8 protein-coding genes and 2 pseudogenes are annotated in these 15,488 nt (G+C 51.4%); all 10 read right to left on the reverse strand.

Annotated elements, in window-relative coordinates:
- The coding region (locus tag U0L91_RS06915; RefSeq protein ID WP_330045524.1) for a YodL domain-containing protein at positions 1-674 on the reverse strand (674 nt) is incomplete at its 3' end.
- The gene (locus U0L91_RS06920; protein WP_330045526.1) at positions 671-1,633 is read right to left on the reverse strand and encodes a DUF3991 and toprim domain-containing protein; all 963 of its coding nucleotides are present in this window, start codon (positions 1,631-1,633) and stop codon (positions 671-673) included. The genes U0L91_RS06915 and U0L91_RS06920, both read right to left, overlap by 4 nt.
- 28 nt (positions 1,634-1,661) lie before the next feature.
- Positions 1,662-1,976: pseudogene (locus U0L91_RS06925) on the reverse strand (DUF3848 domain-containing protein); the annotation flags it as partial.
- A 99-nt stretch (positions 1,977-2,075) separates the two neighbouring features.
- On the reverse strand, positions 2,076-10,277 hold the full coding sequence (locus U0L91_RS06930; protein WP_481804522.1) for a MutS N-terminal domain-containing protein: 8,202 nt from the start codon (positions 10,275-10,277) through the stop codon (positions 2,076-2,078).
- Between the two features lie 14 nt (positions 10,278-10,291).
- A complete protein-coding gene (locus U0L91_RS06945; RefSeq protein ID WP_330045531.1) occupies positions 10,292-11,230 on the reverse strand; it encodes a hypothetical protein in 939 nt (312 codons plus the stop codon).
- Positions 11,230-11,814 (reverse strand): hypothetical protein, encoded by a 585-nt coding sequence (locus tag U0L91_RS06950; protein ID WP_330045533.1) that lies wholly within the window; start codon positions 11,812-11,814, stop codon positions 11,230-11,232. The genes U0L91_RS06945 and U0L91_RS06950 overlap by 1 nt, the downstream gene beginning before the upstream one ends.
- Positions 11,789-12,040 (reverse strand): hypothetical protein, encoded by a 252-nt coding sequence (locus tag U0L91_RS06955; RefSeq protein ID WP_330045534.1) that lies wholly within the window; start codon positions 12,038-12,040, stop codon positions 11,789-11,791. The genes U0L91_RS06950 and U0L91_RS06955 overlap by 26 nt, the downstream gene beginning before the upstream one ends.
- Before the next feature lie 14 nt (positions 12,041-12,054).
- The gene (locus U0L91_RS06960; protein ID WP_330045536.1) at positions 12,055-12,648 is read right to left on the reverse strand and encodes a hypothetical protein; all 594 of its coding nucleotides are present in this window, start codon (positions 12,646-12,648) and stop codon (positions 12,055-12,057) included.
- Between the two features lie 10 nt (positions 12,649-12,658).
- Positions 12,659-12,946, reverse strand: a complete 288-nt coding sequence (locus U0L91_RS06965; protein ID WP_330045538.1) for a hypothetical protein — start codon at positions 12,944-12,946, stop codon at positions 12,659-12,661.
- Positions 12,947-13,102: 156 nt separating this feature from the next.
- Positions 13,103-15,478: pseudogene (locus U0L91_RS06970) on the reverse strand (SpaA isopeptide-forming pilin-related protein); the annotation flags it as partial.
- Positions 15,479-15,488 lie beyond the last annotated feature (10 nt).

Raw genomic sequence — 15,488 nt, forward strand, 5'->3', positions numbered from 1 at the left:
TCGTATGGCTTGTCAAAGCTGTCCTGCGTGAAAACGATATAGCCGGAAAGGTGTTCTTTGCCCTCATTTTCCGCTTCACAAAAGCGGCTACGCATCTCGGCAAAGGTCATTTCAACGGCTTGTGGCTCTCCATAAACCGCCCGATTCGGGGTCAGTCCATTGACCTTGCCCTCCTCATTGCAGATAATGGCGACCTCATCTTCAAAAGGCATATATTCCTCAATGTCGCCGCCGACCACTGTCTGCATTACCTCCAAGGTATCGTCGATCTCAATCATCTTGGGATACTTGTTCGGCTCAACAAGCAGAACGGAAATCTTTCCGTCGCTTGCTTTCACCGGCTCTTTACAGGGTGATTTGTCGAAAGAAATCGACTTGAACCCGATACTGTCCACGAAGTAAAAGCCGGGATTCAGGGTGTCGCTCTCCCTGATTTCGACTACATCCGACACGGAAAGAGAGCGTCCCTTGTAGTCGGCAGGATGGTCAACATTGAACTTCTGATAGATATTTTCGAGGGAGATGCAGTCCATTTTGCCGTCATAAACTCTGTCGTAAGCGGCTGCGTGGACATCCTTAGTGCCTTTGATTTTTTCGAGGGATTCCATTCCGATGAAGCACACATTGGCGGTATCCCTGTCCATATTGATCTGATAAATACTGAACTCAGTCATCGTTCATTCGTCCTTTCTTTGGCTTTGTTGCGGTGGATACCGAGCTGGAAACAAAGAAAGTCATTGTAGTCCTTGCCGCAGGGCGGAGGGCTGTCAATGACTTCATACTTGCTCGGCAATATGGTTTTCAGCGCAAGGCTGGCTTTTCTCCCGGCATTGTCGTTGTCGAAGTGCAGGAGAATTTCCTTGATTTGCGGCTTCTCATTGAGGTACTTCACAAGAGCCGCAGGGGTAGTGCTGTCCTCGATTCTCTCCTTGGGCAGATACACACCGGCGAGGGAAACGAGGTTGTCTTTTCGCCAATCTCTGCCCGCCATCTTTTCAAGCGTCGCATAGGAAAGCAGGTCAATGGCACACTCAAAGAGATGCACCGTGCCGCTGTCGCTGTCTGCGATCCGAAAAGAATAGTGCTTGTCACTGCCGGAGCAGTCACCCAAAATACGGCGGTCATTGGTCGCTCGGTAGGAAGCATAGCGAGGGGTATTTTTCTCATCAAAGCCTACGCACACAAGATTGTGATACGGCAAGCTCTCGAAAATCAGCCCCTTGTCAATACAGTATTGGATGATGGCATAGTCGATGCCCCTGCCGAAAAGATACTCTTTAATTCTTTCTGTGGAAGCACTTTTATCCGGCAGAAGCAAGATCTTCGGCTCCGTTTTCTGCTTGGGCTTGACCGTCACCGTCGGCATCACCGCCGCCTTTCCCATCAGCGTTTCAATCGCCTCCACAAAAGAACAGCCCTTGACTTTCACAAGATAGTCAAGGGCATTGTAGCCGCCGATGCGTTGTGACCACCACATCCACTTGCCGTTAGAAATCTTCAAGCTATCGTGGGTGCGGGTGGTATAATTGTTGCCGGAAATGCGGACAAGCTCCTGCGGCTCACAGCTTTGCAGATAGGTCAGCAGATCGATTTGCCGTGCCTGTTCCACCACCTCCGGTGGGATATACGGCATAAAATCACCTGCTTTCCCGTTGCTGTTTCTTCTCCTGCCGTTGCAGGCTCTTGTCCGCTTCCGTTTCGATGGAGTCCCGGATGGTATCCATATGCTCGGTTTCTCTGTCCCGGAACTCCTTATACACATCACTCAGAGGACAAGGGGAACGAAGCAAGGCCCTTGCCTTTTCCGGCTCAAGCTCCAGCTCCTCCATACACATTACGATGTCCTCACGCATCGTGTATTCGTAGGTGTGGTTGAGGATTTCGGACGGCTCCTGATGCAGCAGCCAGTCCCGATATTTGTCCTGCTCGGCTTTCATTTTCTCATAAAGGCGAGCGTTGTAATCTGTTTCGCTCATAGCGAACACCTCCTTCAAAATAGAAATAGCCGCCTGATTTCTTTTGAAAACCAAGCGGCTATGTGTCGGCAGTATGAGATCATTCCCATACCGCATTAGTCAGCGTTCCAAGTCCCTCGGTTTCTTTTCGGGCGGTTCTTCACCCTCATCGGGTTCACCGCCGACGATCTCGTTCTCACGCTTATCCACATTGAGCAGGGCGTTGAGTTCATTCAGCCGGTCGGTCTTAGCTTTCAATTCTTCCTCCTGCGGGAACGGTCTTTCCACATCGACCTTTGCAGTTTCAAACTGCTTTTTGAGGTTATCAAGCTCCATTTCGTTCATCTCCAAACGCTTTGGAAGTCCCTCCAGCGCATTATCCAAGCGGGTGATATTACCGAAGGTGTCCGTGCCGAGGGTTACGGGATAACCAAGCTCACCCTTGAGCCGCACTTTGTATTCTCTTGCTTCAAAGTACAGCTCCATCGTAAAACCACGGTACTCACCGAGGGGAATGGGTTCGGGATTCGTCATTGCCTTACACGCCTCCAAGATGGCGTTGCCGGCATCCGCTTTCTCTGAATAGAAAGCACCCTTGACCGTCATACCCACAAAGGTTTCATCAGACGGCTTCGGGTGCTCTGCCATTCTTTCAATATCGGATTTTAATCCCGCAATTACATCCGTCCGCCGTGCGATCTCCTGCGGATAGAACTTGATGATCTTATCCTCCAAAGCATATTTTTCGGAGAGGAAGCTGGACTTTAAGAGCCGCAGCTTCTGAACCTGAATGTCCAAGTCCATCTTCTCTTTGATGTGGGGATTGCCGGTCGCCAGCATTTTGATTTCAGCGTAAGACAGTGCGGTTTCGTCAATATCTTCGCAGGAGCGTACCGGTGATTTGCTGGTCATTATCTGCGAAGCGAACTTCTGCTTGCCTTCCACGAGCTGATATAAGTAGGCATCAAAGGTTTCTTCCGTCACGAAACGGTAGATGTGAACCTCTGCATTTTCGTTGCCTTGCCGGATACTTCTGCCGAGCCGCTGTTCCAAGTCGGAGGGTCGCCACGGGCAATCGAGATCGGAGGATGCGGCAAGTTTGTTCTGCACATTCGTACCGGCTCCCATCTTCTGCGTACTGCCCATCAGGATGCGGACATCCCCTCGGCGTACCTTCTTGAACAGCTCCAGCTTCTTTGCTTCGGTATCCGCCTCGTGGATAAACTTGATCTCATCGGCGGGTACACCACGGGCAATCAGCTTCTGTCGAATGTCGTCATAGACATTGAAGGAGCCGTCGTTTTTCGGCGTAGACAGGTCGCAGAAAAATAGCTGGGTCAACCGCTTCTCACTGCCACGCACCCAAGTTTCAAACATAGCGTCCACGCAGGCGTTGAGCTTGCTGTCCTCAAAATCAGGGAGCAACGGATTGATAAGCCGCTGGTCAAGTGCCAGCTTTCTGCCGTCGTTTGTGATCTTGAGCATATTATCCACTCTTGCATCAACCATACCGTTCCGCACCCTTTCGGCTCTTTCCGCAAGCCCCGCAACCATATCCCTTTGGATTTCAGAGGGCTTCACCGAGATGTTGTGAAAGACCGCTTTCGGCACTGGCAGGTCAAGCATATCCGCTGTTTTGATGTCTGCGATTTCCTTAAACATCGCCATCAGCTCCGGTAAATTGTAGAAGCGGGCAAAGCGTGTTTTGGCTCGGTATCCCGTTCCTTCGGGTGTAAGTTCAACTGCCGTAATGGTTTCTCCGAAAGTGGAAGCCCAGGCATCGAAGTGCTGCAAGTTGTTCTGAACAAGGGTGTTGTACTGCAAGTATCGCTGAATGGTGTAAAGCTCGACCATCGAATTGGAGATCGGCGTTCCTGTCGCAAACACTGTCCCACGCCCTCCGGTCAGCTCGTCCAAGTACCTGCATTTCATAAAGAGGTCGCTGGACTTCATTGCTTCGGTTTGAGCAATGCCGCCTACATTTCGCATTTTGGTAAAGAGAAACAGGTTCTTGTAGTAGTGACTCTCATCGATAAAGAGCCTGTCAACACCCAACTCCTCAAAGGTCACGGTATCATCCTTTTTGGATTGGTCGTTGAGCTTATCGAGCTTCTGCTTGACAGATTTCTTTGTGCGTTCCAGTTGTTTTACGGAGAAGTTATCTCCACGGTTCTTTTTCAGTTCCGTAATGCCCTCCGTAACTTCATCAAGCTGCTGTTCGAGGATCGCCCGCTGCCGTTCAATGGACATCGGTATTTTCTCGAACTGCGAATGCCCGATAATGATGGCATCGTAATCGCCGGTGGCAATTCTGCCGCAGAACTTTTTGCGGTTCTTGGTTTCAAAGTCTTTCTTCGTTGCCACCAAAATGTTGGCGGAGGGATAGAGCTGTAAGAACTCCGATGCCCACTGCTCAGTGAGGTGGTTGGGTACGACAAACAGGGATTTACTGCACAATCCGAGCCGTTTGGACTCCATCGCCGCCGAAACCATCTCGAAGGTTTTCCCTGCGCCAACGGCGTGTGCAAGCAGCGTATTGCCGCCGTAGAGGATGTGCGCCACCGCATTTCTTTGGTGTTCCCGAAGCTCGATTTCCGGGTTCATACCGCTGAAAACGATGTGGCTTCCATCGTACTCACGGGGACGCAAGCTGTTGAATTTCTCGTTGTAAAGGATGCAAAGCCGTTCTCTGCGTTCAGGGTCAGACCAAACCCAATCCTGAAAACCCTGCTTAATCAGCTCCTGCTTTGCCTGTGCGATTGCCGTTTCCTTCTTGTTCAGAATGGCTTTCTTTTTGCCGTCTGCGTCCTCTACATAGTCGAAGATGCGGACATCCTTCAGGTTCAGTGTTTCCTCGATGATCTTATAGGCGTTGATGCGCCCCGTACCGTAGGTGCTGTATGCTTTCACATTGCTGCGGTCATAGGACTTGCCCTCAATGTTCCATTCGCCGGTATAGGCAGAGAAGTGAACCTTGATGTTCCACTGTGCGTACCTTGGTGTCCCCAAGAACTCAAACATAAACTGTTCGACAATTTCGGTCGGCAACCAAGTAGCACCGAGCCGAACGGCAATTTCGCTGGCAGTCAGGTCTTTGGGCTGCACCCGTTCCAGTGCTTCCACATTGACGGTGTAATCTTCGGGGTAAAGCTCCGCCGACTTTCGGGCGAGTGCCAACTTTTCACGGACATTGCCGGAGAGGTATTCATCCGCCATCAGGTACTTTGCCTGTGTGGAATTGCCGTACCCGTGCATCGGATTCAGAAAGATAACGCCCTTCAAGTCTGCAAAGATTTCTTCTTCGGTCTTGCCGGTCAGCTCGCACATATAATCCATATCCACACGGGCTTTTTCGCCCATAGAAACAGCAAGCGCTTCGCTGGCGGTATCTACGGAAGTGACCGGGGTGTGTGGCTTGATGGTTCGTTTGTAGAATATATCCGCCTTGCGTTCAAGCTGTCCTTCATCGCCCAAGACCTCAAGAGCCGAGAGCAGAGAAAAGGAACTGTCCTGCGAAAAGGCGGAGATGTTGGCACGGCTGTTGATAAGTCCGTACTGCTTGGAAAAGGCATCATAAAGAGCATTTAATCGCTCCTGCTCCGCTTTAATTTCCGAGTCGGGGTAATCCTCCGTCTGCAATTCGATCAGCTTTCTGACCGAATCACGGATGCGGATCATACCCTTTATGCGGTTCTCTGCGGTAGCGGATACCTCCACCGGAGCCATACGGCTGTTTTCTCGATAGTAGATTTTGTCGTCCACAACGGTGTATGAGAAGTTGCGGGCAGTGGGGTCGGCGGGAATGGAATTGTCCTCCTCTGCAAGCTCATCCTCCACCTCATATGCGGTCAGCTCACCGTGAATATTGGAAACGGCTTCGCCGAGTTGCTCGGCAAGGTCTGCCCCCTCGTAAGGGACGCAGGTGGCTTCGGGACCGAAACGCCCCGACACCATTTTCATCTCTCCGAGTATCATTTCGGGATGCTCAACAAAGTACCTGTTCATCAGGATACCGTTTTCATCTGTGCCGAGCTGTACCCAATCCGGCTCTATATCCACAATGCGGTCACGCTTTTGCAGAATAAGAATATCCGAAACGGCCTCCGTTCCGGCGTTACCCTTAAAGGTGTTATTCGGCAAACGGATAGCACCAAGCAGGTCAGCTCGCTGAGCAATATACTTTCGGACAGCGGAGTTTTCCTTATCCATCGTACCCTTGCTCGTAATGAGCGCCATTACGCCGCCCGGACGGAGCTTGTCCAAGGATTTGGCGAAGAAATAGTCGTGAACGAGAAACTTGTGCTTGTCGTAACGCTTGTCAGGAACCTTGAAATCCCCGAAGGGTACATTCCCCACAACGGCATCAAAGAAGCTGTCGGGGAGGTTGGTTTCCTCAAAGCCCTGTGCGGCGATAGAGGACTTTTGATATAACTGCTGTGCGATACCGGCAGAAACCGTATCCAGCTCCACACCGTAGATCTTGCTTTCCTTCATTTCTTCGGGAAGCATACCGATAAAATGCCCGATGCCGCAGGACGGTTCCAAGATGTTGCCCTCACGGAATCCAAGCTGTTTCATCACCTTATACACGGCATTGATAACCGTTGGCGGCGTGTAGAAAGCGGTCAGAGTGCTTTCTCTTGCGGAAGCGTATTCCTCTGGCGACAGGATGTTTTTCAGCATCCCGAACTCTGTCTGCCAAGAACCGGCTCGCTCATCAAAGGCTTCGGGAATACCGCCCCAGCCAACATACTTGGAAAGAATGATCTGCTCGTCCGGTGTTGCGAAGCGGTTTTCTTCCTGACACCTTTTCAGAACGGTGATTGCCGCATAGTTGCGGTGGAAGCGTTCTTTCTTGTTGACCTCCTCGACCTCGTGAGAAGCAAGGTCAAAGGTATGACGGTCTGCCATTGGGATTTCGGGATGAATGTCAAAGGACTGCACCTGGCTTTTCTTCGGATGCTCCCAAACAGGGGTAAGGGGTACTTCTGTCTGTGCCAGTTCTTCCTCGGAGAGATAAACAAGGTCGTCAAAGGACAGTGCTTGCAGTCCTTTTTCGGTCAGTTCTTCAAGGGACGCATACTGCTCACTGCGGACGACCTTGCCGTCTGCAAGAGTTTCGATACGGAAATCCACAAGGTTGACCCTTGCCTGAATCTCGTGCCTGTCGTCCTCTGTGGTGGTGTAGGCAATACCTACATTGGTAAGGTCAGTGTAATCCGCACCGTCCTCACGCTGATACTCCTCACGGCAAAAATCATCAATGAGATGCTTCGCCTTGTCCAGAGCATTTTCCGGCAGATACGGGCTGTCGATGATCTCAAAGCCCTTGGGCGGTGGGTCAAGTCGAGTAACAAAGTCATAGGGAATGGTACTGCCGTCCTTGTCCTTATACAGAACAATGCTCATCGGCACACCGTAGTAGTTTTCCTCCTTGATGTCCTTCTCAAACTGATAAGGACTGGTGTACTCGATGCTTTCACCGACCTTGCCGTCCGTGCCGAGATAGTCGATCCTGCCGATAGGTTTGGACTCGATGGGTGCTTCCTTCGTGGTGGAAACCACGGTGCGGGTAATGCGTTTACCGTCCTCCAAAGCGTTGACCGCTACATCGTACCCTCTGTCGGTCAGCATTGTAAGGTAGGTTTCCAAGCGGTGCTGCGGAAATCCTACCATTGGGACACGGGTGTTGTGATCGACGACACGGGTCGTCTGCGTCAAGTCAAGGGCTGTCCCGACGACCTCAGCGTCCTCGGTATAGGCTTCAAAGAAGTCGCCCACCTGATACAGCAAAAGGCTACTCGGATTGTCTGTTTTGGTTTTAAGATACGCCTGATAGAACTCTGGCAAAGCATCATCCTTTGGCTTTTCTCTTTCTGCCGCCTGTTCGATACGCTCCACAACGCTTTGCGGCAAGTCCTGCACATAGAAGGTGATCTCACCTTCGGGGGAGATATGGGCAATGTTCTGATAGTCCCCATTGACCTCCACGGCACGGTTCCAAACGGTCAGTCCGTTGCCGAGATAGCCCATCCCGATGTCATACTCGACCGCCTTTTCTTCTGGCTGTTTAATAGCGACCTTCAAATGGTCATTCAGCGGGTTCTCCTGCACCTTGCTGTCGAACTCAGTTCTCGTCATTTCCTTGTTGAAAAGCGGAAACTGCGTATCATAGAGCATCACACGCTCGTCATCAAAGGACAGGATTTCATATTCGTTTGCGCCGAGATAGATGGTGCTGCCGAGATGGTACTCATATTGCTCATTTTTTGCCTCTGCCTTTTCGGAAAGTGCAGTAGACAAGATTTCTCTGTTCCTTCGTTCCTCGGCAAGCTCTGCACGGCGTTCTTCCTGCCTTTGCAGCCACTCAGGGTACTGTGCCTTTTCCTTGGGGTTCAAGTAACGGTCGAGTTTTATCAGCTCGGCAATACGCTTCTCCACCTGACTCCATTTCAGGTCGATATGAGGTTTATCGCTTCCGATGCCTTTAGAAATACGGATACCTTTGCCGTCGTGCTGCTCATCAATATCGGCTCCGACAATAGCCGGATAGGCTCCGCCCCAGCCGTATTCATTTTTTAGGAAATCTGCGTTTTCCTTTGCAGACAGGCTCTTTTGGAACTGCTCATAGATTCGCATTTTCCCCTCAGAAATGCCGCTGCCACGGGTGAGAACAGCGTCGATGATCTCCTGAGAGAAAGTAAAAGCAGAGGGCTTTCGTTCCTCTGCTCCTGCTGTCATCAAGCTCAACTGCCCGTCAATGGACGGCAGCGGCTTCATCGTGTCCTGCAACTCCCCAAGCAGCCGCATCGCTTCAAAATGCTGGGCAATTACGCCCCAATCATAGAAACTCTGTGCCATGCGGGAGAGATAACTGCCCTCCCAAAGCTGCAACACATTCTGATAGGTTTTGTAGCCCACACGCCGTCCATCTCTCAGAATGACCTCGGTGTAGTCGTTGTTGAAAATGCGCTTGATATAAGAAATACGGGCGTTCTCATCAGCGGTTGCTTCAAAGAATACCCGTATCTCGTCTTTGCTTGCTTTCAGGTGCAGCGTGGTGCCGAGGATTTCACGAATCGTATCATCGCCGCCAAAGAACGGCAGGCTTTTATCCTCGTGACTTCGGTCGTAATAGTCTAAGCGAAGATTACCTCCGACATCACGATCTCCTGAACCCGGCTCCGGATACTGTTCATCTTCCGAACCCAGCTCATCATATCCGTCGCTTTCAGATTCTCCGTCACGCCCTCCGACGCTGCCATCTGCTCCGTCAGCATCTGTTCCAGCTCGTTCGCTCTGCGCTCCGTGTCGTTCAGATGCTCGTTCAGGGCGCAGCTCGTCAGCAGGTTGTAGTAGCGCACCTTGTGATGCTCCTTCAGGAACTTCTTCCGCATCCGGGCGTACCTGCCCATCGACAGCTCCGGCTGCTCCGGCATTGTCAGATCGGGGAGCAGATAATCCCCCTGCCTCGTGTAAGTGATCTCGTTCATCGTCAGGACTCCTTTCGTTTTTTTCTTTGCCTACATTGTAATCGGCTTTGGTTTTCTCTGCAATTATGCGATTTTGACGGTCGAGGGCAAGAATGGTGCGGGAAATCTCCGCAAGTCCCATCTCCGCAATATCGCTGGTGGCATAGCCGAGGGCGTTCAATGTGGCAGGGGTCGTAAAATTCACCACATCCCGAAGGTCATCGGGTTCAAAGTATTCTCCGGCTTCAATGCCCAGGCGGGTCATCGTCATATAGGCGACGCTGTTTCTCACCGCTTTTTTGAAAATGTGGGTGATTTCTTCTTCGGATACGCCGTCCAAGAAGCTGTCTTTCACGCTGTAGATCAGATCAGAGAGATAGTCGGGGATGTTGTCCTCTACGGCATTTCTCGCCGCCGACTCGATGGCAACGGCAAGGGTTTCCTTGTCGTTCAACTCTCCGAAGGTGCTTTCCAGCGTGTCGATCACTTCTGCCGTGTATTCGTCCCGCATTTGCCAAATGGGAACTCTGCGGGAAAAGCGGCTGGGATGCGTGTCGGAAATATCGAAGTAGTGGACAAGCCGCTGGCGGCGTTGGTCGGCATCCTCAAAGACGGCAATGCCGTGTGCTCCACGATTGACCCATCGCCCGAACTTTTGGTTCCAGTCGTCGATCTGAAGAACGGCGGTGGCGTCCGGTCGCTGTGCGTGAACCAAAAGCTGTTCATCAAAGCGCAGACGGTAGTTGTAGCAGGTAGAGCGCAGAAACGCCTCCCAGCTTGCGGGGTTTGCAACGACCGTTTTGCAGGTTCGGTTATACAGCTCCGAAATGAAGTCGTATTTTCGTGCCATCGGCGGACACCTCCTTATCGTTCATAGTCTTTTGGCTTGATGGCTTTGCCGTTCTCATCATAGCTCTTGGGTTTGGCGGCAATGGAGTCCCACCGGATCATAGAACCGGCAAGCATTGCCTGCTCCTGCGCCTTGCTGACACCCAGCTTCTCATTGAACTTATCCTTAATTGCTTCGTTCTCTGCACGGTTTCCGTCATTAAACCTTGTGGCGGTATAGCCCTTTTGCCAGCGGTCGATTTGAATGACTTCGCCGGTAGACGGGAGTATGGAATAGCACATCGGAGGCAAGGGCGGCTCCATTGGGGCGTAGATGCAGCCGCCTTGCTCCATACGCTCGGCAAACTCGCAAATGTGAAAGAGATTGCGTCCAACCTCTGTGTGATAGTTGTCAATATAGCGGCAGGGATAGCTTTCCGTCTTACCGTCACGGTCGGTCACAATGATGCGCTCTCCGTCCGGGATACGGAACAGCTCTTTATAGTGGCTGTCAATAAAGCGAATATCCCGGTTGGCTTCTTCGATGTGCTTGTCCAGCCATTCCTTTACATAGCAGAGGCAGTAGAAGTTATAGTCGCCCCTCGTTGGATTACAGCGAAGCACGAACGCATATTTCTCGGTATCTGCTCGGAAGCCGAACTCAGTGGTATAAGCACCCTGCATTTCGCTTTCCTTGTTCTCACGCCCATAACGCACCAACTGAGAACGGCTTTGAAGCAGTCCGTACTCCTCGGAGCGCAGGGCGTTGATTACATCATCCAAGTCCCGCTTGAACTCATCGCTTTTCCATTGCGGTCGGGTATCAAACCAAGTGGTATAAAACTGATCGCCGCTTGAGCCGAAGTCCCCACGCAGATAACCGATATTGCCTGTCTGCCCTTGAAGCTGCGAGCTTTGAGCGTAGGTGTATTTGCGTTCGGGAACGGTCAGCGGTCGCAGTGTGAAATCTACCATTATCGCTCACTCCTCTCTTGAGATACTCTTTGTTTCGGGATGTCAAAGCCGTAAACGGCGGCGATCTCATCCCCAAGTCGCCGGGTCAGCCGGGTAATATCGGCTCGTGTGGCTTTGCCGTGATAGATTTTATCTCTCAGGTTCTCCATCTGCGTTTCGGAAACGCCGTCTTTGAACACACGGTAGAGATAGTGATTTGTGCCGTCGTGATGAGTAGCATCGGCACGGAGGTCGCCGTATTGATCTACATACCATTCGGTATAGTCGGTGTCGGCATACAGACAATCTCGGATGTTGCCGGAGGGGATGTCCTTGTAGCCCATCACTCTGCCGTTCCATCTGCCGATGTCGCCAATGACAATGATCGGCTGGGAAAGCTGAACATTCAGGTTGACTCGCTCATCGGAGAGGTAGTCGTAATTGGTTTCCTCCATCCACTCATAGAGTGCCTGCTCATCATTCGGGTCATCGTCCAGCTCGTTGGCTTCAAGGAACTCCTTGTAGTCCTCTCGCCAGTCGTCCACATCAAGGTTTTGGTTGCTCCAAATGATGTGGCGGTCATTCGGTCGTGTCGCTTGGCTCATCTGCTCCACCTCCCAAGTATGAGAAAAGGCGGTTCTTTGCAACCTGCTCCTGAAGCTCGGTGATGACCGTCATATCCGGAACGGTCACATCGGGGATTTTCAGAATCGTCGGCAAGGTCAGCGCCTTCAAATCCTTTTCGGTTTTACAGCCTGCGTCAAAGAGCTTTGCCAGCACCTTCATTTTTTGCTGCAAGCCCTGTTCGGCTGCGGTTTTCTTTGTTGCCATAGAAATCTGCCTCCTTATCGCTCGTGGTCTTTTCCTTGAATTGTGCGGCTAAAAGCAGCCGCTTTTTCTTTTGCCCAATCAGGCATACGCTCCGGCTTTACTTCCCCCAGCACATCCATACGCTCATAACGGGTATTCTTGCCGTCATAGAGATTTTTGCAAAATACGGCACTGCCACGGGCATTTGCCGAAGCGCCGAAGCCGCCGGTCACAAGGAAAAGCTGTCGATCTGCTCTTTGATACTCCGGCTTGAGGACAGCCGGGTTGATGGCGATGATTTTGCCGTTGATGTCGTTCTTATAGTGGTCGGGGATGCAGTCCGCTTGGGTGATAACCGTCACAGGAATATCCAGCTTTTCAACCTCAGCCCGAAACTGCTCGGCATCTTTCTTGATACGCTCTGCAAAGAATAGTGCCGCATCAATATAGTCGTCGCCAACGGCACATTCGGTAAACTTCTCAAAGATGTCGTTGCGCTCTCCGTAGCAGCAGAGGAAGCGTTCTCCGTTGGTACTCTGCTCATTCTCGGCAAGGATGATTTCACGGGCGCCGATATTCACGGCACAGAGGACGGTGTAATCACCGACCTTTCTCTTTTCATTTTCCATAGCCGTTACCTCAGAGAATGCCGATGATGATAACCATATCATTCTGCTCGGCATTGCGGGAGTATTCCGGAAAAAGCGACTGCACACGCTGCCTTGCCCTGCGGATGGTTTCAAAGCACGGCAGTCCGTAGACTTTGTAGTTGAATGCAAGGTCATTGAGAGGCAGTTCGCCGGCTCTGAGATAAGTCGCATAGCGGTTGTAGTAGTGCATAATAAGGATCATATCGTCGAACCTTGCTCTCGGACAGTCCTTCAAGATAGAAAGCACACGGCTCTCCACGGTTTTCTGTTGATTCATCAGTTCCCTCCTTCGGGTAGTAGAAAAGGGGCGGAGTTTTTGCTCCGCCCCTTGGATAATCAGCTCACTTCTTGTTTTTCGATCTAATCTGCAAGAAGATAAAGCCGCCGATGATAAAGGCTACCAGCATGATAGCCACGATGGTTTTCGGTTCCATTAGTTACGATCCTCCTTCTTCTTTTTCTTAAATCCGATAACGCCGCACACAGCGATGCCCACTGCGGACAGACCTGCAAGGGCATAGAGCAGCGGCAGATTGGTAGTGTCTCCGGTCTTGGGAGTATCACGCAGAACATTGTGCATCTCCACAATGGTTGTGGAGCCGAGCTTGACCGTTGCCTTCTTGTCGGCAGGCAGGACATACATCGAAGAAGCCGAGTTGCTTACCTCAGAAATGGTGTAGTCCCCGATGCGAAGCCCGTCAATGAAGATCTCACCCTTGTCGTTGGTTTCAAGGATAATGTCATAGCCATTTGCACCGGTAATGCGGAAAGCGAAGCCCTTGACCTTGCCGTCAGAGGAGGTCTTGACAATTTTCAGGTTGCCACGCATAGCATCATTGACGAAGCCGACACCTGCCTTGTTCTCCACCTCGTAGGTCTTGCCGTTGGTGTCGATCATCACTTCATACACGCCGGTATCGAGGACAAAACCCTCCGGGGCTTTGGTTTCCTTGACGAAGTAGCGACCGTAGAACAGGTCATTCATACCGTATTCACCGATTTCCTTTTCGGTCAGTGTGCCGAGCAGCTCATCGCTGTCGTCCAGCTTGCCGTTTGCGTTACTGTCCTTATAGACCTCAAAGGTCGCTCCGGTCAGCTTATTGTCAGGATATTCGGAATCCACCTTGGTCAGATGGATGTTGCCACGGACATACTCATTGACGATTTCGATCTCCACGACCTGACCGTCTGCGCCGATGGTCACGGGATAGATGGTATCGTCCAGCACGAAGCCGGCGGGCTGTTCGATCTCACGGACATACCAAGTGCCGTAAGGAATGTTCTCAAAAGAAAAACTACCATCTTCAGCAGAAGTGGTAGTCATCAGAGCGTTTTCCTTTGTAAACTCGTCGTCATCCGTGCGGAACAGTCCGATCAGCGCACCGCCGAGAGCACTGCCGTTTTCATCGACCTTCTTGCCGGAAACAGAACCGTAGATCAGCTTGTTTTCAACAGCATTCCCATCATTGACAGCAATCTTTACAGCCGCTGTATCCTGACCGACATACGCAAAGGTTACGGGATACTTGGTATCGGAGAGCTTGTAGTGATTGTCGGTAGCAAGCTCCTGCACATAGTAGCTTCCAAAAGGAAGGTCGGTCTTAACCTTTGCCGTTCCGTCCTCATTCAGAGAGATGATCTCAACAAGACCATTTGCGGGAATGGAAGTTCCGCTGGCAGATACGATTTCCTCGGCGGCAAACAACCCAAAGGAAATGTTCTTCATTTCACCGTTATTGCCAATGCCGAAGTGCTCATTCTGCTCGATGGACTTTACAAGGCTGATTTCCACCTTCTGACGCTCGTTCTCGAACGAAGTCGCCGTTTCCGTTACGGCAACATTCTGACCGGCGTAAACAAGCTCGACGCAGTGAGGTTCCGGGTTTAGCACCATCCCGTGGGGTGCAGTGATCTCACGAACCTCATATTTGCCGAGATAGAGTTCACGGCTCACGGCTGTGCCGGTTGCATCGGTTGTAACGGTGTCCACGACCTCACCCTTCTGATTTCGGACAGTGCCGTCCTGCGTGATAATATCCTCTGCGGCGATGATCTCATAGACCGCACCGGTAAGTCCACGCTTTTCATACTGCGGCTGATAGATGGTGGGCAGTTCGTTTCCGCTTTCATCTACGCCGCCGATGACGGAAACGCCGAAGAACACCTCGCCGGTTTTTTCCACGGTGATGGTGCCTTTCTGTGCCATATTGGGCTTATCCACTTTTACTACCGTAACCCCGCTTTCTTCTGTGGAATTATCCTCCGTGACATCGAAGTACACGGGCGTTTCATCAAGGACATAGCCGTAGGGAGCCTGTACCTCGACAATAGAGTATCCCTTTCCAAAAGACAGCTTTTCCGGCGTGACAAGAGAACCTTCTGCATTGGTGTAGAACACATCAATGGTGGTGGGCGTCGGGTAAGTGAAGGTCATTGTTACGGGATTACCGTCCGGGTCATAAATCTTGAATCCTGCGCCGGCGTAAGGAATGGTCTTTCCGGTTTCTGCGTCCTGCTTCACGATCTTGATGAAGCTGTTAAAGGGTGCATTGTTGATAAGGTATCGATAAGTCGCCCCATTCTGAGAAATGAACACATCAAAGTCGGGCATCAGCTCGCTGCCCTCCCAGCCGGACACCTGATGGACGGTGTAGATGCCATAAGGCATATCCTTTGTCTGAGCAAAGCCGTTTTCATCACAGGTGAGATAATCACGCTCGGTGTCCTCGGCAACCTCGTAGCTGTCTGCGGCTTTCAGGTACACAGCAAACTCTGCGCCGCTTTCGGGTGTTTCAATCTGTGTTTCACCGTAGGGTAGG

The organism is Gemmiger sp., from assembly GCF_036306485.1.
Taxonomy (GTDB): domain Bacteria; phylum Bacillota; class Clostridia; order Oscillospirales; family Ruminococcaceae; genus Gemmiger.